Annotated in this window: 10 protein-coding genes; 7 read left to right on the top strand and 3 right to left on the bottom strand. The window is 62.8% G+C overall.

Annotation, left to right across the window (positions count from 1 at the left end; genetic code table 11):
* Window positions 1-300 precede the first annotated feature (300 nt).
* Window positions 301-1,410: a substrate-binding domain-containing protein gene (locus V9L13_RS08555; protein WP_338802189.1), complete on the top strand. Its 1,110-nt coding sequence runs from the start codon at window positions 301-303 to the stop codon at window positions 1,408-1,410.
* Between the two features lie 211 nt (window positions 1,411-1,621).
* A complete protein-coding gene (locus V9L13_RS08550) occupies window positions 1,622-14,128 on the top strand; it encodes a filamentous hemagglutinin family protein (RefSeq protein ID WP_338802188.1) in 12,507 nt (4,168 codons plus the stop codon).
* Window positions 14,129-14,173: 45 nt separating this feature from the next.
* Here V9L13_RS08550 and V9L13_RS08545 read toward each other — a convergent pair whose 3' ends face one another.
* The 3 genes from V9L13_RS08545 to V9L13_RS08535 form a co-directional block, all read right to left on the bottom strand.
* Entirely contained in the window at window positions 14,174-14,515 is a 342-nt protein-coding gene (locus V9L13_RS08545) for a type II toxin-antitoxin system RelE/ParE family toxin (RefSeq protein ID WP_338802848.1), read from the bottom strand.
* Window positions 14,448-14,642, bottom strand: a complete 195-nt coding sequence (locus V9L13_RS08540) for a stability determinant (protein ID WP_338802187.1) — start codon at window positions 14,640-14,642, stop codon at window positions 14,448-14,450. Before V9L13_RS08540 ends, V9L13_RS08545 begins: the two co-directional genes overlap by 68 nt.
* Before the next feature lie 253 nt (window positions 14,643-14,895).
* The gene (locus V9L13_RS08535; protein ID WP_338802186.1) at window positions 14,896-15,843 is read right to left on the bottom strand and encodes a transporter; all 948 of its coding nucleotides are present in this window, start codon (window positions 15,841-15,843) and stop codon (window positions 14,896-14,898) included.
* Window positions 15,844-16,053: 210 nt separating this feature from the next.
* Here V9L13_RS08535 and V9L13_RS08530 point away from each other — a divergent pair, with 210 nt between their 5' ends.
* The 5 genes from V9L13_RS08530 (at window position 16,054) to V9L13_RS08510 (ending at window position 21,907) form a co-directional block, all read left to right on the top strand.
* On the top strand, window positions 16,054-17,091 hold the full coding sequence (locus tag V9L13_RS08530) for an AraC family transcriptional regulator (protein ID WP_338802185.1): 1,038 nt from the start codon (window positions 16,054-16,056) through the stop codon (window positions 17,089-17,091).
* Between the two features lie 232 nt (window positions 17,092-17,323).
* Window positions 17,324-18,211, top strand: a complete 888-nt coding sequence (locus V9L13_RS08525; RefSeq protein WP_338802184.1) for a Dyp-type peroxidase — start codon at window positions 17,324-17,326, stop codon at window positions 18,209-18,211.
* Window positions 18,212-18,236: 25 nt separating this feature from the next.
* Window positions 18,237-19,205, top strand: a complete 969-nt coding sequence (locus V9L13_RS08520) for a Gfo/Idh/MocA family oxidoreductase (RefSeq protein WP_338802183.1) — start codon at window positions 18,237-18,239, stop codon at window positions 19,203-19,205.
* 223 nt (window positions 19,206-19,428) lie between these two features.
* On the top strand, window positions 19,429-20,175 hold the full coding sequence (locus V9L13_RS08515; protein ID WP_047597718.1) for a GntR family transcriptional regulator: 747 nt from the start codon (window positions 19,429-19,431) through the stop codon (window positions 20,173-20,175).
* Between the two features lies 1 nt (window position 20,176).
* Entirely contained in the window at window positions 20,177-21,907 is a 1,731-nt protein-coding gene (locus V9L13_RS08510; RefSeq protein ID WP_003225617.1) for a fumarate reductase/succinate dehydrogenase flavoprotein subunit, read from the top strand.
* The last annotated feature ends 7 nt before the right edge of the window (window positions 21,908-21,914 follow it).

Raw genomic sequence — 21,914 nt, 5'->3', positions numbered from 1 at the left:
CCCCCATCCTCGGGTTCTCCTTTCTGTCATCTGCAACCACCCCGCAACGGCTGCAGCCAGTTTCAGCAAAACCCCCGATCCAGACCCCTCGCAATCCCGCGCAAACACCCGAGAAAACCACCGGAAAATCGGCGCGCAGCTCCCGAGGTTTTTTCCTTTATCTGTCACCGGAAACTGCGAATTTCTCAGTGCGACTTAACCACGGACCCCGCTTGCGAAGGTCGGCGGTGAGTCTTCCCAGTGTCATGCAAGACCCCTGAAAACCTGTGTTCACAACCATCGTTGAAAAGGAGATTCTTCATGTTCAAGCGCACTCTGATCGCAGCTTCCCTGACCGTCGCCGCGCTGGCTTCCGCTCAAGCCATGGCCGTTACCGGTGGTGGCGCTACTCTGCCAGCCGCTCTGTACAAAGGTTCGGCCGACAGCATCCTGCCTGCCAACTTCAGCTACGCCGCCGTGGGTAGCGGTGCCGGCAAGACTGCCTTCCTGACCAACGTTGCCACTGGCTTCGGCACCACCGGTACTGTGCACTTCGCCGGTAGCGACTCGGTACTCAGCGCTTCGGAAATCAGCACCTACAACACCAACTTCGGCGCTGCTTACGGCCCGCTGATCCAACTGCCATCGGTTGCCACTTCGGTTGCCATCCCGTACAAAAAATCCGGTCAGACCGCGCTGAACCTGACCAGCGCTCAACTGTGCGACGCTTTCTCGGGCTCCGTCACCACTTGGGGCGGCCTGCTGGGCACTGCTGACACCACCCCGATCCGCATCGTTTATCGCAACGTGTCCAGCGGTACTTCGGAAATCCTCACCCGTCACCTGAACGCTGTCTGCCCAACCAAGTTCACCACCAACTCGACGTTCGTCAACGCCCGTCCAGCCGGTTCCACCCTGCCATCGAACTGGGTTGGCGTCGCCAACACTGCTGACGTGGCACCTGCTGTGGCCGCGGTTGACGGCTCGCTCGGCTATGTCGGTCCGGACGGTGTAGACGCCACCAGCAACGCGCTGGTTGCCCGCGTCAACAACGTTCAGCCAACTTCCGCCAACGTTGCGCTGGCCCTGTCTTCGGTGACCCCACCTTCGACCGCTGCTCTGGCTGCCGACCCGACTCGCTGGTCGCCAGTGGTGGCTAACCCGGCCATCGGTTACAAACTGGCGGCCTACACCAACTTCATCGTCGGTCAGTGCTACAAGGATGCAGCCGTGGCCAACGACGTGAAGGCTTTCCTGACCACGCACTACAACACCACCACCAACGACCTGGCGGTCAAGAACCACGGTTTCGTGACCGTGCCTGCCGCCTGGAAAACCAAGGTGTACGAAACATTCGTCAGCAACGCTGCCGGCTACAACCTGGACATCAACAACACCAGCGTCTGCAACACCATCGGTCGTCCTTTGTAAGACGTTCGATTCAACCCGCAAGACGAATGGCGGCCCTTCGGGGCCGCCATTTTTTTGCCCGTCCAAATCGCCTGCGCCCCGCGAATACTCCGCCAACATGAAGTTTGTGTGACATCCGTTCGGTCGCGGGCCGCGCCAACTGCCTATGTCGTAACAGCAGGTTTTTGCAGGCCTGCGGCCTCGTGTGGCAACTCAAAAGGATCTCGTAGTGATGCTCGCTCGCCCATCCCGTCGTCGTAGCAACGCCCAGTCATTCAAGCGTGAACTCGCGGAGCCGGCGCTGTGGTTGCTCAAGCCGTTGGCACACGCCGTGGCGTTGTGTCTGGTGGCGGGCAGTGCGCAGGCGCAGACGGCGTTCAGCTCGGGCTGGTTTGCCGCCAAGGGCGCTGCACAGCAAGCAGCCGCTGCGCGTCCGAGCGTCGGTGGTTTGCCGGGAATGACCCCGCCATTGGCGCAGCAGCAGAAAGCCAGTCAGCAGTTGCAGCGTTCGATCCAGACCCTGAACAACACCGTGGCTGCGATTGCCGCGCAACAGGCGGCCCAGGCCGCCGGACGTGCCACCGCGCTTGGCACTGTGCAAGCGGTGCCGGATGGCTTGGGCGAGGGCGGCCTGAAGGTCGACAACAGCCTTACGCAAGGTTGGCAGAACGCCAAAGGCCCGCAACAGACTCAGGCCGACGGCAAGACCACGGTGAAGATCGAGCAGACTGCCGACAAGGCCATCCTCAACTGGGAGACCTTCAACGTCGGGCGTAACACCAGCGTCGAATTCGCCCAGCAGTCGGACTGGGCCGTGCTCAACCGGGTCAACGATCCGAATGCGCGCGCCAGTCAGATTCAAGGTCAGATCAAGGGTGACGGCACGGTGATGCTGATCAACCGTAACGGCATCGTGTTCAGCGGCAGCAGTCAGGTCAACGTGCGCAATCTGGTGGCGGCCGCCGCGAATATCACCGACAACCAGTTCCGTGAACGGGGCCTGTATTTCGACAGCAACGGCACGCAGCCGACGTTCACCGAGGCCGCCGGCAAGGTGTTGGTGGAACGCGGTGCGAGCATCGCCACGCACAAACCGGCGGCGTCCACCGATGCTGGCGGTTATGCCTTGCTGCTCGGCAGCGAAGTGCAGAACGACGGCAGCATCAGCACCGCCAAGGGCCAGACCGTGCTGGCCGCCGGTGATCGCTTCTACATTCGCAAGGGTTCGGGCACCGAAGGCAATGCGCTGTCCACGACCTTCGGCAGCGAAGTCATTCCGGGCTTCAAGGCCGGCGTTGCTGCGGGCAAGGTCAGCAACAACGGCCTGATCCAGTCTGCCACCGGCGACATCACCCTGACCGGCCACGAAGTGGTGCAGAACGGCGTATTGCTCGCCAGCACCTCGGTGGCGACACGCGGCACGATTCATCTGAGCAACCCGAGCACCGACAGCAGCGGCAGCGTCACGCTGGGTCAGGGCAGCGCGACGGCGATCATGCTCGACAGCAGCGACCTGACGGCGCTCGACAGCCAGCATGACGCCGCCCTGACCGGCGTCAGCGCGAACAACCGGATTCGTGGCGATCAGTCGCGCATCGAGATCCAGAGCGGCGGCAGCGTCGAGTTCGAGAACGGCTCGATCACTCTGGCCACCGGCGGCCAGGTCGCTGTCAGTGCACAGCGCCGCAGCCTGGTGCGTGACGGCGCGTTGATTGATGTGTCAGGTGCGGTTGGCGTCAACGTGGCGATGGAAAACAACAGCATCAAGATCAACGTGCAGGGCAACGAGCAGCGCGATGCGTCGGTCAACCGCGAGAAGGGCGCGCTCAACAGCAACGACATCTGGGTCGATGTGCGTGAGCTGGTGTACGTCCCGGCCGGCACCAACGGCTATGCCACGGATCGCTGGTACACGGCCGGTGGCTTGCTTGAAGTCGGCGGCTATCTCGGCACCCAGGGTCACAGCATCGGTGAGTGGATGGCCCAGGGCGGTACGGTGAGTTTTGCCGGCAATGACGTGGTCACCGAGAAGGGCTCGTTGATCAATCTGTCGGGCGGCACCCTGGATGTGCAGGGCGGCGAAATTCGCCAGAGCTGGCTGCGCGGCGCCGACGGCAAACTGTATGAAGTCTCCCGTGCCCCAGGGGATCTGCTCTACACCGGACTGTACAAAGGTTATGAAGACAGCAGCGAGCGCTGGGGCCAGACCCATTATTACTACAGTCCGCTGATCGCGCCGCGCTCGCGTTTCGAATCGGGTTACACCGTGGGACGCGACGCCGGGCAACTGGTGATCTCCACCGCCAACGCCGTGCTCGATGGGCAGATGCTCGGCGAGGTGTATCAGGGCGAGCGGCAGAACCAGGCGCCACAAGCGGTACTTGATGGTTATGAGCAGAGCCAGAACGCACTGGCGCGTCGTGCGCAACTGATCGTCGGCAGCTATGACCCGGCCTATGTGGCAGCGGCCGGTGGCCTGTTGTACTCGCTCAATCCGCTGCTTGATCAAGTGCAGATTGGCGGCCAGCGTCCGGTCACCGGCACTGACCCGGATCTGACCGGAGCCGTGGCTGACTCGCGCAAGGGCAAGCTGTTTCTTGATAACGATCAGCTCAACGGTTTCCGTCTCGGCGCGCTCAAGGTCGCGGCCCGGGACCAGATCGCTGTCGCTGGCGCGCTGGGTGTCGACACCGGTGGCGACATCACCCTGTATGCGCCGGATGTGCAGGTTGACGCCAACCTGAGTGCGCGCAGCGGCAGCTTGCATCTGGGCAACGTGCTCAACCAGTTCAACGGCACCGAGCGTACCGATACCCGGCTCACGGCGAAAGCCGACAAGGTCACGCAAGTGGCGGTGGCCGCAGGCGTACACCTCGATACCCGTGGGGTGTGGAGCAACCTGCGCACCAATCCCGACGCCAGCGCCGGCCTCGGCGCTCTCAACGGTGGTCTGCTGTCGATCCGCAGCAGTGGTGATATCGACATTGCCTCTGACAGCCTGCTCGACGTTTCTTCGGGCGGCGCGCTGCTCGCCAACGGCAAGACCCTGGGCGGCAAGGGCGGCGATCTGACGCTGGAGTCCAGTGCGATTTCCGCACCGGGCCAATCGCATTTACGCCTGGAGGGTGAACTGCGTGGCTATGGCGTCACGGGTGGCGGCACGCTGACCGTGCAGGCCAACAGGATTCAGATCGGCCAGGCCGACACGTTGCCCGCGACCAACACTCTGCAACTGTCTGCGGACCTGTTCGGCAAGGGTTTCTCGGCTTACAACCTCATTGGCTTGAACGGCCTGGACGTCGCCGAAGGTACGGCGATTGATGTGACGATGCCGGTCTATCGCTATGCGGATTCGGCACCCAATCAGGCCAGCGGCGTCGATCCGCAATCGGCGCTGGAGCTGTGGTCGCCGGCGCTGTATCAGGAGAATCCGACCAAGGGCGTCCTGACGCAGCGCGGCGGAGCCAGCCTGACGCTGCAAGGCGGGGCCAGTCTGATCAACCTGATCGATGCGGCGAACAGCCCGCTGACCATTGGCCGCGGCGCGCGCATCAGTGTCGATCCTGGCCAGAGCATCAAACTGCGCGGGGCCGGGCAGATCACCGTGGACGGCGCGCTCAATGCCTGGGGCGGCACGATCGACATTCGCCAGCAGCAATTGGGCTCGATCAAACCGGCCACCTCCGATCAAAAGGCTGACCTGAACGCACACAACCGTTCGATCTGGATCGGTGAACACGCGGTGCTCGACGTGGCCGGGCGGGCCAGCACTGCCGTCGATGCGTTGGGGCGCCGTTACGGTCAGGTCGGCAAGGGCGGCAGTATCATCCTTGGCGGCGAGATCGACGCGAAACTCGCCACGGCCACGGCGGCCGATGCTTACGTGATCGTGCGCCAAGGCGCGCGTCTGGACGCTTCCGGCAGCGAAGCGCTGCTCGACATCGCCGGTCAAGGCCCGACCCGCGTCGCCACGGACGGCGGGCGCATCAGCCTGAGTTCCTACAACGGGCTGTTCATCGACGGTGATCTGCGGGCAACGGCCGGTGGCGTCGGGGCGGCGGGCGGGCGTCTGGAGATCGCTCTGGAAACGCCGCTGTACGCCGACTCGGCGGATAACAGCGTACGAGCGCCGAGGGAGATGATCATCGGCCAAGGCATGTCTGAAGAGCGGCTCGCGGCGGATCTGCGACCGGGGCAGGGCGCCGCTGGCTTGCGCTATGGACAGGCGCGCTTGAGCGCCGATGGCCTGATGGCTGGCGGCTTCGATAATCTGAGCCTGTTGAGCAACGGCTTGCTGTCATTCGATGGCGACGTCAACTTGCACATGAACCAGAGTCTGAGCCTGTACGCCGGTGCGCTGTCGCTGGCTGAGTCGGCGCAGGACACTGCGCGTGTCGACGTGAGCGCACCGTATCTGCGCTTGTCCGGTGTTGGCAGCTACTACGGCATCGTCGGTGCGATTCGGCCACGCTTGACGAATAACCCGACCACGCAGTTGTCGCAGGCGCAGTTCAACGCCTCGGCTGACTTGCTGGATCTGAGCAATGGCCTGTCGTTCGGTACTCAGGGTTCGATTCTGCAACTCAAGGCGCCGGCCGCTGAATACAGCCGTCTGGCGTTCGGGCAGGTGAGTCTCGACAGCCGTGGCGATCTGCGTTTTCTGGCACCGACCGATGGCGCGCAGAAGTCGCGGTTGTGGACCCCGGGCGACCTGAACCTGAGCGCCGCGCAGATCTATCCCGCCAGTGGTGTTCAGGCCGAGGTGCGCGTCGGTTATCAGGGCGCCGTCCCGGTTTCCCAACACACCTTGCGCATCAGCGGCCACGGCGCGGCACCGGCAGCGATGCCGTATTCGGTGTTTGGCAGGCTGGAACTGTCAGCCGCTTACATCGAGCAGGGCGGCGTGCTTCGTGCGCCGCTGGGCATGATCACCCTGGGCGACGATTTGCTGACGACCACCCGCGAAGTTCGCTTGTTACCCGGCAGTGTGACCTCGGTCAGTGGCGCCGGACTGGTCATGCCTTATGGCGGCACCACCGACGGCATCGACTATCGCTATGACGGCAAGTCTGTGGAGTTGAACGGCATCACTGGCGAGACCGCTGGTGTGTCGATGCGCTCGCAATTGATCGATGTGCAGCCTGGCGCGTTGCTTGATCTGTCGGGGGGCGGTGACCTGCGTGGCGCCGGTTTCGTGTCCGGACGCGGCGGTTCCACCGATGCCCGGTTCAACCCGCTGGTGCGCAACGCCACCGACGGCACGTTCAGCCTGCCGGGGCTGGCAAGCAATCCGGTGTACGCCATCGTGCCGGGCAATCAAAGCATTTACGCACCGATGCTCGCCGAAGGCGGCGCGGTTGATCCGCGTATCGGCCAGCAAATCACTCTCGGTGCCGGTATCCCGGGGTTGGCCGCTGGCACCTATACGCTGCTGCCTTCGACCTTTGCCCTGTTGCCCGGCGCGTTCCGGGTCGAGGTCAATGGCCAGGCGACGGCGGCAGCACCAGGAGCGGCGTTGGCGCTGCGCAATGGTTCATGGACCAGCAGCGGGCAGCTGTCGATCGCCAACACCGGTTTGCGCGACAGCCTCGCCAGTCAGGTCATCCTGACCTCCGCCGACGTGTTGCGTCGTTACTCGCAATACAACGAAACCAGTTTCACCCAGTTCATCCAGAGCGATGCGGCACGCCGCGGCGTACCACGCGCGCTGGCCCCCATGGACGGCAAAACTCTGGACTTGCGTCTGGTGGCCGGTGGCGAGCAGGACATCGCCTTGCAGTTCAACGGGCGCGCGCAATTCAATGCTGCCGAGGGAGGGCTGGTCGGCACGGCGGCAGTGCGCAGTGGTAACGCCCGCACCCGCTTCGAAATCCTCGGGGCCGGTCAGGCACCGACCAAGGATTTCGACGGCATTTCGCTGTACGCCGACACCCTCAACCAGTTGGGCGCCGCACGCTTGACCCTCGGCGCGTTGCCGACGGTGAACTACAACACCGCCGGCAACATCATCAACTTTACTGGCGACACCAGCGACATCGTGTTGCGTCAGGGGGCCGTCCTTTCGGCACCGGAAGTCTTGTTGCGCACCAACTCCGCGCAGGGCGCGATCACCATCGAAGCCGGTGCCGGCATCAACACGCTGGGGCGCGGCAATGTCGCTTACGACTCGACGGCCGGCTACATCTATCAGCCCGGTGCCGCGAGCCTGTTGGTGATGTCCAACGGCTGGACCAACGTGCTCGCTCCCGAGGCGGGCAGCAATGCTTTCGGCGCTGGCGACATCCGCATCGGCGTCTGCTCGACGGGGCTGTGCAACAGCCCGACCCAGCTCTATTCCAACGGCAGCATTACCGCCGCCACCGACCGACAGTTCGAACTCGGCGAAGCGGTGCGCTTCGGCACGCGTCACCTGGCGCTGGCCGTCGGTGCGGTGAACGCCGGCAGTGCCGAAGCGCTGGCCGCTGCGGGTAACCGGGTGCCGGCCGGGCTGACCTTGAACCAGAACGTGCTGGATCGCCTGATGCGCGGTGATAGCCAGTTCGGTGCGCCCGCTCTGGAAACCCTGAGCCTGACCACCCGCGATGCCTTCAATCTGTACGGCAGCGTGACCCTCGACACCCTGGATCCGCAGACCGGACAGAGCAAACTGCAGAATCTGCTGCTCGCCACCCCGGCGATTTACGGGGCGGGCGATGCCAATGATGTGGCGACCATCCGCACCGCCAACCTGATCTGGAACGGCGCAACTCAGGATCCGGGCAGTGTGATCGCCGGTGGTGCCGGCACCGGCAGCGGCACGCTGGAGATTCAGGCTCAACGTATCGAACTGGGTTACGGCCCGATGCCGCAACCGAACGGGCTGGATCACAACAGCCGTCTGGCGCTGGGGTTTGCCAACGTCAACCTGACGGCCAGCGAACGCATTACCGCCAACCACAAGGGCAGTCTGGCGGTATATCAGGAACAGGGCGCTTACGATCCGCTCAAGGGTTACCTCTACAGCGGCGGCAACCTCAATCTGCATACACCGTTGCTTACCGGCGAAGCGGCGTCGGTCAACCTGCTCAAGGCTGGCAACAACCTGACGCTCAGTGGCACTGGCGCCGGCAATTCTGCTGCGGCGGATGCCCTGGGCGCCGAGTTGAATCTGCAAGCCGAGCGCATTGTGCTCGACAGTCGTATCGCGCTGGCCAGCGGCAAACTGGCGGTCACGACCGAGCACGATCTGACCCTCGCCAGCGGTGCGCAGCTGGACCTCGCCGGGCGCACCTTGCCGTTCAACGATGTCAGCAAGTACAGCTGGGGCGGCGATGTGTCGCTGTTGAGCCAAAGTGGCAATATCCGCCAGGCGTCCGGTTCGCGCATCGACCTGTCGGCGAAAAACAATCAGGCCGGCAACCTCAGTGCGGTCGCGTTGGCGAGCGCGGCGGGCATCGTCGACTTGCAGGGTGAAATTCGCGGTGGCAGCAGCGGCTATTACGACGCTGGCGGCACGCTGGTGCCGTACAAGTCCGGTGGCGTGGAGATTCGCGCCCAGCGTCTGGGCGCAGACGCGAGTGAACAGTTCGCCGCCCTCAATCAGCGTCTGAATGCCGGTCAGGTTTTCGGCAGTCGCAGCTTGCAGCTCAAGCAAGGTGATCTGTTTATTGGCGACGGCATGAAGGCGAGCGAGGTCAATGTATCGGTAGACGCCGGCAAGCTGACGGTCGGTGGTCTGATCGATGCCAGTGGCGAGCGTGTCGGCAGCATTCGGCTGTCGGCCAGGGACGGTCTGACCCTGGCCGGCAACAGTGTGCTCGATGCCCATGGCCGCGTGTTGCGCGTCGACAGTTACGGCAAGATCATTGATGCGCCGAACCGTGCGATGGTCGAACTCAACTCCGGTGACGGCGTGTTGACCCTGGCTTCCGGCGCACGCATCGACCTGCGTCATGGTACCGATGCGGTACCGGGGTATCTGGCGGGGCAGCATGACCAGATGCTGCGTGGCACGCTGGAACTGAACGCACCGCGCCTGGGTGTCGGCGACATTGCCATCGATGCCGGCGGCACCCTGACTATTCAGGGCGCGCGTTCGATCGGCCTCAATGGCATGCGACGTTACACCGATGCTCGCGATGGGCTCGATCCGGCGGTCAGCGGTCGGCCTTATCAAGTGATCGATCAGGCCCTGTTCGAGCGTATCGATGGCGACAGCACTACGTTCATCGATGTCGCGCTGGGCAACACCGATCTGCTGCAACGCAAACTGGCGGGGCTGAACAATGCCACTTACGCCGATGCGTTCCATCTGCGTCCTGGGGTCGAGATCGTCAGTAAAACCGCCGATGGCGATCTGGTGGTAGAGGGCGACATCGATCTGTCCCGTTACCGCTATGCCAGCCTCAACCCGCACACGCAGAAAGTCGCCGGCGTCTACGGCTCGGGCGAGTCCGGCAATCTGGTGATTCGCGCCGGCGGTAACCTGGATATCTACGGCAGCCTCAACGACGGCTTCGCGCCGCCACCGGAAACCGCTGACGATGCCGGCTGGAAACTGTTGCCGGGCGTGCAACCGTTCGGTGGCGACCTGATTGTGCCGGGCACCGGCGTGACGCTGGCTGAGGGTACGCAGTTCCCGTCGGGTGCCACGCTGAACTACGACTTGCCGATCCAGGCCACCACGCTGGTCAGCGGCACGCTGTTGCCGGTTGAGGTGCAACTGGCCGCGCCATATACCTTCAATGCCGGCACCGTGTTGGCGGGCGCCGTGCACGACGCATCGGGCAATCTGCTGTACGCCGCCGGAACGCTGCTCAGCGAAAACCTGACCTTGCCCGCCAACAGCCGTCTGGGCGCCGGCATTCGCTTGAACCGCAATACCGCTTTGCAGGCGATCGACTGGCCAAAAGGTGTACCGCTGCCGGGGGCGTTCGACGCCGATACCGGCAGCAGCAAAAACCTGCTGTTGCGCGGTTCGCTGGCGCTGTTGCGCGGCTCGTTGATTCCGTCCATGACCAACGTGGTTCTGGCTGACGGCGCTGCCTTTGTCGAGCTGCGTCCGTTGGCCGGGACACGCCAGGGTGCGAACTGGGCGCTGGCAAGCATGTTGCCGGCGGGCAGCTCGTCGTGGTCGATGCGCGTGGTGGCGGGCGCGGATCTGGGGGCGGCGGATAACCGTGCGGTGCAGCCGCTGACCCGCGAAGGCAACCTGCGTCTGGCGGACACTCATTACGGCGCCAAGGTGACGCAGGGCAATCCGAAACCGGTGTGGTCCGAGACCAATCAGTACGGCTTTCCGGCCTTTGAACCGGTGCCTGAAGAGTATCTGGTGCTGTGCGACATCGACCCGGGAGCCTGTGCACCGATGGCGCGCTGGACCTGGGCGCCGGGCAATATGTTCGGGTTCCAGGATTACGCGCCGATTCCCGAAGAGTATTTGGCCCTGTGCGACAGTTATCCGGAAGTCTGTGTCGAGAGCAATCCGGCGACCAGTGCGCGAATCCACAGCCAGATGTTCAGTGTGCTGCGCACCGGCACCGGGGATCTGGACCTGTTGGCGGCGGGTAACCTGAGCATGAACTCGCCGTTTGGCGTGTACACCGCCGGTACGCAGTCGAGCGATGTCGATCCACGTTTCAATCAAGTGCGCGGACGCCTGTCGGACGACGGATCAGTGCTGGGCAGCGCTGGTGCTGACTCCGAGAAGTGGGTCAACGGCGGCACCGAAAGCCTTTATCAGGCCTGGTACCCGCAAATGGGCGGCAACCTGACGGTCAGCGCTGGCGGTTCTGTTTCCGGTGACAGCCTGGGGCGTCGGGAAACCGCTACCGGTGGCACTTACCGGGAGCAGCAGTCGAGCGTGGCCGTGGGTAACTGGCTGTGGCGTCAGGGCACCGGCAGCAGCGATGTGCCGACCGCGTGGTGGATCAACTTCGGCAGCTACGCCAGTCAACCGCTGCCGGATGAAGGCGCCGACGCCGCGCCATACCTGGTGGGATTCACCGGTTTCGGCACGCTGGGTGGCGGCAACATCAGCCTGCGTGTCGGTGACGATGGCGGCATGCTCAGACCGCTGGGCGATTCCCGGGTCAATCTGCGCAGTCAGGGGCTGATTGTCGCCGTGGGCAGCACCGGCCGGGTCGGCAGCGATGGCCGTCTGGAGTTGACCGGTGGCGGCGACATGGATATTCGCATCGGCGGCACGCTCAATCCGTCACTGCAGGCCCGGGCGGGTGCGCTGGGTACCAGTCAGCCGAAGCACGACCTGCAAGGCGCCCTGATCAATCTGCGCGGCGCTGCGCAATTGACCGGCAGCGCGGTGGGCGGGATCAACCTGCAATACGGCGCGAACAAGTCAGTTCACGATGCCCGTGAAACCCGCGCGGCCGATCCGTTTACCTCGACCAGCAGCAATGCTTCCGGTGGCCTGGTGCTGATACCCGGTGACTCGGGCATGCGCATCAACACTCGGGGGGATCTGGTGCTGGGGGGCGCGGTGGACCCGGGCCGGGTGCAGTTGCAGAACGCCACGCCGCTGTTCGACAGCGACGGCACGGTCAGCAAGGGCGGGATCCTCAGCGGTTTCTCGCTGTGGACTGCGCACACGGCCATCGATCTGTTCTCGGCCGGGGGCAACCTCACGCCGAGCACGCAATTGGCCGAAACCGATACCAACGGGCCACTCACCGGTCACAACACGTCGCCCACCGACAGCCGTTTCGTCTACCCGTCGATACTGCGTGCGGTGGCCGCACAAGGTTCGATCTATGCCGGGTCGTCGGCCACCTACGGGGTGGGCAATGAAGCGCCGGCGATGGGTTATTCGCTGCTGTTGGCACCTTCGACTGCCGGTCAGCTCGAGTTGCTGGCCGGTGATTCGATTTATGCCGGCGGCTATGCGATCAACCAGTCCGGTGCCAGCCCGTTGGCGATTGCCACACCGTTCGCCCCGGCGTTCAACGGATTTGCCAGCAACAAGTCGCAAACTCCGTTCATCAGCAACAGCGGCAGCGATGGCGTCGCGGCCGATGCCAACAGACGTTACCCGCTGTTCGCGTTCGGCAGTAACACCTATTCCGGTCTGAATGACGTGCAGGGGCCTGCGCGCTTCTATGCGTTGACCGGCGATCTGGTCGGCGTGCGCAGCGGCGAGACCCTGCGGGCGAGTGATTCGCTGCGTACCTGGTACGAAGCTGCCGGCCCGGTGTGGATGCTGGCCGGTCGCGACATCGTGGCGTCCGGCACCAACCTGGGCAGTCCGACGACGTCTGCCAAGGACGGGGTCGGCACCACCAAGGACACGATCTACTCCACCGGCAACCTGTTCGTGCATAACGACCCACGGGATGTTTCGAAGGTTTCAGCCGGGCGCGACATTCTGTACAGCAGCTTCGACATCGCCGGCCCCGGCACGCTGGAAGTCAATGCCGGGCGCAATATCCTCATGGAGGATCGCGCCAGTATCACCAGCACCGGGCCGCTGGCGCCAGGTGACAAGCGTGCCGGGGCCAATGTGGTGTTGCAGGCCGGGGTTGGTGTGCAGGGGCCGGATTATTCGCGGTTCATTGCCCGTTATCTGAATCCGCAGAACGTTGCCAATGCGGACGTGGCGCTCAGTGCGCAACCGGGCAAAGTGGTCAAGACCTACCTCGACGAGTTGCAGAGCTGGCTGAGCCTCGGCTACGGCTTCAGCGGCAATCAGGAGCAGGCGCAAGCGTTCTTTGCCGCGCTGCCGAGTTCCGCGCAGGCGATCTTCGCGCGGCAGGTGTACTTCGCCGAATTGCGCGCTGGCGGCCTGGAATACAACGACGTCGACGGCCCGCGCAAAGGCAGTTACCTGCGCGGTCGCAACGCCATCGCCGCGCTGTTCCCGACCACCGACGTGGCGGGCAATCCGCTCCGCTACGACGGCGACATCACGCTTTACGGTGGTGCCGGGGTCAAGACCCTGTTCGGCGGCGACATTCAGATGCTCACGCCGGGCGGCGGTCAGGTGTTCGGCATCGAAGGCGCGGCGCCGCCGTCGACCGCGGGGATCATCACCCAGGGTTCGGGCAACATTCAGCTCTACTCGCAGGGCAGCATTCTGCTGGGGCAGAGCCGGATCATGACCACCTTCGGCGGCTCGATCCTCGGCTGGTCGGCCGAGGGCGACATCAACGCCGGTCGCGGCTCGAAAACCACGGTGGTCTACACCCCACCGAAACGCGTGTACGACACTTGGGGCAACGTGACCCTGTCGCCATCGGTGCCGAGCACCGGCGCGGGTATCGCCACACTCAACCCGATCGCCGAAGTGGCACCCGGCGACATCGACCTGATTGCTCCGTTGGGCACCATCGATGCGGGGGAGGCGGGGATTCGTGTTTCGGGCAACGTCAACATCGCCGCGCTGACCGTGGTCAACGCCGCCAACATCGCGGTGCAGGGCAAGACCAGCGGCGTACCGGTGGTGGCCGCGGTGAACACCGGGGCGATTACCTCGGCCAGCTCCGCCGCCTCTTCGGCCACGCAAGCGGCGGAAGATGTGGCGCGTCAGCAGCAGGCGGCCTCGCGGCAGAATCAGGCGTCGGTGTTTACCGTGCAGGTGTTGAGCTTCGGCAACGAACAGCTGGCGCCGACCCGGGATGACGCCAACCGTGCCCCGGCTACCGGATACAACCCGAACAGCCCGGTGCAGGTGTTGGGCGCAGGCGCCCTGGATGAACAGGCGAAACAGCAGTTGACCGAGGAGGAGCGGGGCCAGCTGACGTTGTAAAAGACTCTCGTGTAGTACTTTGGGCGGCCTGATGGCCGCCCTTTTTTATGTTGATGAGGTTCGTGGGTATTGTCGTCGGGTGTGGACTAACGTCAGTATTTTGATGCGCCCGTTCACTCGATAGACCAGCAGATAGTTCGGATTGACCACCATTTCCCGAGTGCCTGACACTCGACCGGCCCGGTAACCATAGGGGATTGATGAGAGCCTTTGCGTTGCTGCACCAACCTTGTGCTGTAGAGCCACTGAAGCGTTGGAGTTGTATTGTTCAACGTAATCGATAATGTCAGCCAGATCGTTCAGAGCTTGATCGCTCCATTCAAGCAGCAGCGCAGCGCTTCCTGCGCATCTCTTCCAGCATCTGGTCAAGCATTGCCATAGCTTCATCATGGGGAATGCCAGGGCTGGGGTCATCGAGTGCCTCCTGCACCTTGGCACGAAACCAGCGATCGTAGCTCTCTGCCTCTTCTTCGGATTCGAAGTCAGAGTAAAACGGGGAAAGTAATAAGCTCATAGTGATCTCCGTGATCAATCTCAGCAGTTTAAGGGGGAATGGCCCATTGTCGTCACTGGCAGACGATGTACCCCATGAGCTCTCGAAGAACCATGGGATAACGAAGCCCAGTATCTGCAAGCGCCCCTTTGGAATCTGCCGGACGTTTCCGTCCGTTGTCCGGCAATCTCGACCGCCGTTGTAGGCCTATTCCTCCACTGTGTTTTTCAGGTTTCCAGCCTACAAATCCGCGCGCACCTTCCTACAAATGCACTCAGAACGCATACGGAATACTCACCTTCGCCCACAACATTTCCCCCTCTGGCCGGTTCTCCACGTCAAACTCCTTGGCCCAGCGAATCTCCGCGCTGGCGTACTTGAGAAAGGTCAGGTGCAGCGCCGGGCCAATCGCGAAGACTTTGCCGCGCACACCGTCGTCCACATCCTGCCCGGCGAACTGCACAGTGTGGCCGTACTGTTTGTCGTCGGTGGTCTGCTTGAGGTAGTAGCCGTTGAGGCCGAACATCACATCGTCGGTGATCTTGTAGCTGGCCGAGTAATCGAAGTGGAAGATCTGCCCGGACTTGTAGTCGGTGTCCTTGTTCTTCTCGTTGAAGCTGTAGGTGGTCTTCATCGACACTTCGGTCTTGTCGGTCGGCAACCAGGTGAAGGAGAACAGCGGCTTGTAGGTGTAGAAATTGTTGCTGGTGTTGGCCAGCCGATCGACGCTGTATTCACCCGTGGGCACCGTGACTTCAAGGGCTGCGCCGAGGGTCAGGTTCTTGCCCATGTCCCACAGGATGATCGGCGCGATGGTGGTGTCGCCCATGCCTTCGCGGGTATCGCTGAGGCCGTATACCGAGACTTCCTGCTTCAGCCACGGTTGGGCGATGTAGCCGGCCAGACGTCCGCCGAACATGCGCACCGGGCTCAGGTAATCAATGCGCGGGATGACGGCGGTGGATTCGATCTCGACATTCGGCACGTTGCCGCCCAACGAGCTGATGTTGAGCTTGGTCGACTTGTAATGGTTGTAGTAGAGGTTGAACGCGACCATGTTCTGCGGAAGGCTGTCGACTTCCAGCGGCAGCATGAAGAACCCGTCGGTGCCGGGGCCGATGTTGTCGACGCCGGCCTCGGTGGCCAGGGCCGGCAGCGACGCGGTGCAACCGAGCAAAGTCAGTGCCAGACGCGAGGGGAATGTGGCGCGGTTCGGGCTCATGGCTGTCCTCATTATTATTGTGGTGGGACGGGGCGCCGCTACGCAGAACGTCCGGCACCATAGAAATAAGCGCTTGGCGTGCGACGGGGCAGGGTATTGGCGGACAGTTAGGGGGGCTTCTGCGGACAGTCGGCCAACCCTGTGCTAACTTCCTTCGACATAACCGGTTACAAAAATAACAATCAAGCGTGATCCGGAATGTCAGTCCCCATGAACGTAAAAGTCCAAGACCCCACTTTTGAACTGGCGCTGGTCTCGCCGTTTCTCCTGCAAACCCTCGCCGAAGTCGCGCAGAACAAAGGCATCGACCCCGAAAGCTTGTGCCGTGGCCTGGGTTTCACCTTTGAAGATCTGCAGGATCCGGCGCAACGCATTTCCTACCGTCAGGCCGTGGCGATGATTCAACGCGCGCTCAAAGTGCTGCCCAATCAGGGGCTGGGGCTGTGGGTCGGGGCGCAGAATGTGTTGGGTACGCTGGGGTTGCTCGGGCACGTGCTGTCGCTGTGCAAGACCTTGCGCGATGCCTTTGCCCTGGGCATCCGCCACCAGCACACCTCCGGCGGAATCGTGGTGTCCAGTGTCGATGTGGTCGGCGACCAGGTGCACCTCGATGCCGAATGTCGCTTGCCGTTCGCCGATGTGCAGGTGTTTGCGGTTGAAGAATTTTTCGCCAGCCTGCTGGTGTATGGCCGGGCCTTGGCGGGCAATGAATTCAAGGCGATTGCCGTGGAGTTCGTGCACGCCGCGCCGGATTACCTGAGCGAATATCACCGCCTGCTCGGGCCCGATGTGCGCTTCGGCTGCCTGCACAATCGCATGCTGATCGATGTCCAGTGGCTGGACGTCAACCTGCCCAATCATCATTCGCTGGCGCTGCGTCAGGCGGTTGCCTTGCTGGAGCTGGAAGCGGCGCAGGTACATCAGAAACTCGATCTGATTCAGGCAGTGGAACGGGCGATTGCCCGGGACTTGAGCCGGGGCAGCCATATCGAAAAAATCGCCGGCGACCTGAACATGAGCAGCCGCACCCTGCGCCGCCGTTTGACCGAGCATGCACTGACGTTCGAGGCGCTGCTGGAACAGGTGCGTCAGGCGCGGACCATGAGTCTGCTGGCCAATCCTGAGATGCCGATTGAACGCATCACCGAAGAGGTTGGCTACAGCGACGTGCGCAGTTTTCGCCGGGCGTTCAAGCGCTGGACGGGGATGAGCCCGAGTGCGTGGCGCCAGGATGCAAGCACCGCTTAGACATCGGTCCCCTGTGGCGAGGGAGCTTGCTACCGCCGGGCTGCGCAGCAGACCCAAAACCTGCCACGCCATTCTTCCAGACACACCTTGCCGGCGGGGTTTGCGGGTGCTTCGCCCCCGAGCGGGAGCAAGCTCCCTCGCCACAGGCTTCCGTGCGCCACTCACCAGTATTTCAACCCCACAAACCCTCCGGCTACAGGTAAACTCCCGCGCACTTTCCCAAGGAGTTCACATGAGTTACTACCAGCCGGGCATTCTCGCCACCCCCGTTCCTGCGCAAGCACGTCACCTGTTTTTCGCCCTCGAGTCGGTAGCCGCACTGCCGCAGGCGATCGACAACCTGATGAATCTGGTGGACGGCAAATCGGCTGTGATCGGTTTCGGTGAATCCCTGACCAAGGCCCTGAATGTGCAGATCGACGGTCTGCGCAGCTTCCCGGCGATGACCGGCGTCGGCGTGGAAAACCCATCGACCCAGCACGCACTGTGGGTCTGGCTGCACGGTGTCGACCGTGGTGAATTGCTCAATCGCTGCAACGCCTTCGAAGCCGCGCTGGCCCCAGCGCTGCGCCTGGTACAAGCGCAGGAAACTTTCCGCCACAAGGACGGCCACGACCTGACCGGCTACGAAGACGGCACCGAAAACCCGCACGATGACGCCGCGATTGCCGCCGCGTTGCTGGGCGAAGGTGCTGACGGGCTGGTCGGTGGCAGTTTCGCCGCGATCCAGCAGTGGCAGCACGACCTCAAGGGTTTCCACAAGCTGTCCGCCGAAGACAAGGACAACATCATGGGCCGTCGCTTGAGCGACAACGAAGAGATCGACGACGCGCCGGTCTCCGCCCACGTCAAACGCACCGCCCAGGAAAGCTTCGCCCCGGAAGCCTTCGTCGTGCGTCGTTCGATGCCGTGGATCGAAGGCGAACGTGCTGGCCTGATGTTCCTCGCGTTCGGTGTTTCGCTGGACGCCTTCGAAGCCCAACTGCGGCGTATGAGCGGTCTGGAAGACGGCATCCCTGACGGTCTGTATCGCATCAGCCGGCCGATCACCGGCGGCTATTACTGGTGCCCGCCGCTGAAGGACGGCCACCTCGATCTGCGCGCGTTGCGCATCGGCTGAGTGTTTCAAACAAAGGGAGTTGAGCATGGACGTGGTGCGTTGGGGCATGATCGGTTGCGGCAGTGTGACCGAACGCAAGAGCGGGCCGGCCTTTTACAAGGCGCCCGGCTCGGCTCTGGTGGCGGTGATGGGCCGCCGCCTTGAAGCGGTGACCGATTACGCCGCGCGCCATGGCATCGCTCGGGTTTATACCGATGTCGATGCGCTGATCAACGACCCCGAGGTGGACGCGGTGTACATCGCCACGCCACCCGACAGCCACCACGCCTACAGCCTGAAAGTCGCCGCCGCCGGCAAGCATTGCTGCGTCGAGAAACCGATGGCGCTCAACGCCAGGCAGAGTCGTGAGATGCAGCAGGCGTTTGCCGCCGCCGGTTTGCACCTGTTCGTTTCCTACTACCGCCGTTCGTTGCCGCGTTTTGCCCAAGTGCGCCAATGGCTGGCGCAGGGCCGCATCGGCGAGGTGCGGCACCTGAGCTGGACGCTGACCAAGGCCCCCTCGGCGGCGGATCTGGACGGCAGCGCCAACTGGCGAACCGACCCGAACGTGGCCGGTGGCGGTTACTTTGCCGACCTGGCCAGCCATGGTTTTGACCTGTTTCAGTACCTGCTCGGCGATATCGTCGAAGTCGCCGGTTTCACCGCGCGCCAGGCTGGTTTGTATGCGGCGGAAGACGCGGTCAGCGCCAGTTGGCGCTTCGCCTGCGGAGCACTGGGCATGGGCTGCTGGAGCTTTGCTGCGGATCGGCGCGAGGACCGGGTCGAGATTATCGGCAGTGGAGGGCGCATCAGTTTTTCCGTATTCGATGAGCATCCGGTTCAGCTATTTGCCGACGAACAGATCAGTCTGGAAATCCCCCATCACGAGCACATTCAGTGGCATCACGTGCTCGGCATGAATGCGCATATTCGTGGTGATTCGCAACATCCGGCGGTGGCCGAACAAGCCCTCAAAACCGATTGGGTCATGGACCAGATCCTCAAACGCCACTGATCCTCCAGACCACAACATCATTTCCTTGTGGGAGGGGGCTTGCTCCCGAAGAGGCCGGCATTGCTGGTATTTCCATCGCCTGACACACCGCCTTCGGGAGCAAGCCCCCTCCCACAAAGGTCTGTGTGTCGTCGTGTCTAAGGTTATGCCCATTCGGTATTTCTCAAGCTTGTCATAATGTCTCTAAGATCACGTCATAACTCGTTATAACAAGTGATCCCTGATGACCGATAACGTCCTGTCCCTCAGTAGCGTCCCGCTGCACACCCAACTGCGCGACGTCCTGCGCGCACGCATTCTCGATGGCGAATATCCGCAAGACAGCCAGATGCCGTCCGAAAGCGAACTCGGCACGCTGTTCAAAGTCAGCCGCATCACCGTGCGCCAGGCGCTGGGTGATCTGCAGAAAGAAGGGCTGATCTTCAAGATCCATGGCAAAGGCACCTTCGTCGCCAAGCCGAAAACCTTTCAAAACGTCAGCAGCCTGCAAGGCCTCGCCGAGTCCATGACCGGGCGCGGTTACGAGGTGATCAACCGTCTGCGCAGTTTCAAATTCATCCCCGCCGACAAACGTGTCGCCGAGCGCCTGCAAGTCGCCGAAGGCGAGACCGTGGCGCAGATCAAACGAGTACGCCTGATCAACCGCGAGCCGATTTCGCTGGAAATCACCTACCTGCCCAAAGCCATCGGCGAACGGCTGGAGAAGGCCGATCTAGTGACTCGCGACATCTTCCTGATTCTGGAAAACGACTGCGGCATCGCCCTCGGTCACGCCGATCTGGCGATCGACGCGGTGCTGGCTGACAGCGACCTGACCCAGGCGCTGAACGTCGAGGCTGGCTCGCCGATCATGCGCATCGAGCGTCTGACCCACGACGCCAACGGCCAGCCGCTGGACTTCGAACACCTTTACTACCGTGGCGATGCGTTCCAGTACCGCCTGCGGATCGACCGGCAAAAAGGGGCGTGACATGACCCGCAAGACCTTAGAGCAGGAATACGACATCGTCGTGATTGGCGGTGGCACCGCCGGCCCGATGGCGGCGATCAAGGCCAAAGAGAAGAACCGTGATTTGCGCGTGCTGCTGGTCGACAAGGCCAACGTCAAACGCAGCGGCGCGATCAGCATGGGCATGGACGGCCTGAACAACGCGATCATCCCCGGCCACTCGACGCCGGAGCAGTACACCAAGGAAATCACCATTGCCAACGACGGCATCGTTAATCAGGCGGCGGTGTACGCCTACGCCACTCACAGTTTCGAAACCATCGAGCAACTCGACCGCTGGGGCGTGAAGTTCGAGAAGGACGAAACCGGCGATTACGCCGTGAAAAAAGTCCACCACATGGGTGCCTACGTGCTGCCGATGCCGGAAGGGCACGACATCAAAAAGGTGCTTTATCGCCAGTTGAAACGTGCGCGGGTGAGCATCACCAATCGCCTGGTCTGCACCCGTTTGCTCACCGACGAGGAGGGCGCGGTCAACGGCGTGATGGGCTTCGATTGCCGCAGCGCTGACTTCCATGTGATCAAGGCCAAAGCGGTGATCCTCGCCTGCGGCGCGGCCGGTCGCCTCGGCCTGCCGTCCTCGGGCTATCTGATGGGCACCTACGAGAACCCGACCAATGCCGGCGACGGCTACGCGATGGCGTATCACGCCGGGGCCGAGCTGGCGAACCTCGAATGCTTCCAGATCAACCCGTTGATCAAGGACTACAACGGCCCGGCTTGCGCCTATGTCACCGGCCCGCTCGGCGGCTACACCGCCAACAACAAGGGCGAACGCTTCATCGAGTGCGACTACTGGAGCGGACAGATGATGTGGGAGTTCCACCAGGAACTGGAAAGCGGCAACGGCCCGGTGTTCCTCAAACTCGATCACCTGGCCGAGGAAACCATCCAGAACATCGAGGAAATCCTGCACAGCAACGAACGCCCGAGTCGCGGCCAGTTCCACGCCAATCGCGGCACCGATTACCGCACGCAGATGGTCGAGATGCACATCTCGGAGATCGGTTTTTGCAGCGGCCATTCGGCGTCCGGGGTGTGGGTCAACGAGCGTGCCGAGACCTCGGTGAAAGGTTTGTACTCGGCGGGTGACATGGCCGCTGTGCCGCACAACTACATGCTCGGCGCGTTCACCTACGGCTGGTTCGCCGGGCACAACGCGGCGGATTTTGTCGCCGGGCGCGAGTTTTCCGCGCTGGATGCCGCACAGATCGAAAAGGAGCAAGCGCGGGTCTACGCACCGCTCGATCGAGAGCACGGTCTGCCGCCGGCGCAGGTCGAGTACAAGCTGCGGCGCTTCGTCAACGACTACCTGCAACCGCCGAAAGTGACCAAGAAAATGCAGATCGGTCTGCAGCGCTTCAGCGACATCGAACGTGATCTTGAGCAGATGAAAGCCAACAACGCTCACGAGCTGATGCGCGCGATGGAAACCAGCGTGATCCGCGACTGCGCGGAAATGGCCGCACGCGCTTCGCTGTTCCGCGCCGAGAGCCGCTGGGGCCTGTACCACTACCGCGTCGATCACCCGCAGCGCAACGACAGCGAGTGGTTCTGCCATTGCCATCTGAAGAAGGGCGAAGACGGCCGCATGACCAGTTTCAAGAAACCCGTCGAGCCGTACATCATCCCGCTCGATGCCGAAGAAATGCAGGCTTACGACCGCTTGCGCGTGGGCGCGTTCGCCGCTTGATGCATCA

This window comes from Pseudomonas sp. RSB 5.4 (assembly GCF_037126175.1).
Classification (GTDB): Bacteria; Pseudomonadota; Gammaproteobacteria; order Pseudomonadales; family Pseudomonadaceae; genus Aquipseudomonas; species Aquipseudomonas fluorescens_H.
This window is presented reverse-complemented; position numbering and strand designations above follow the sequence as displayed.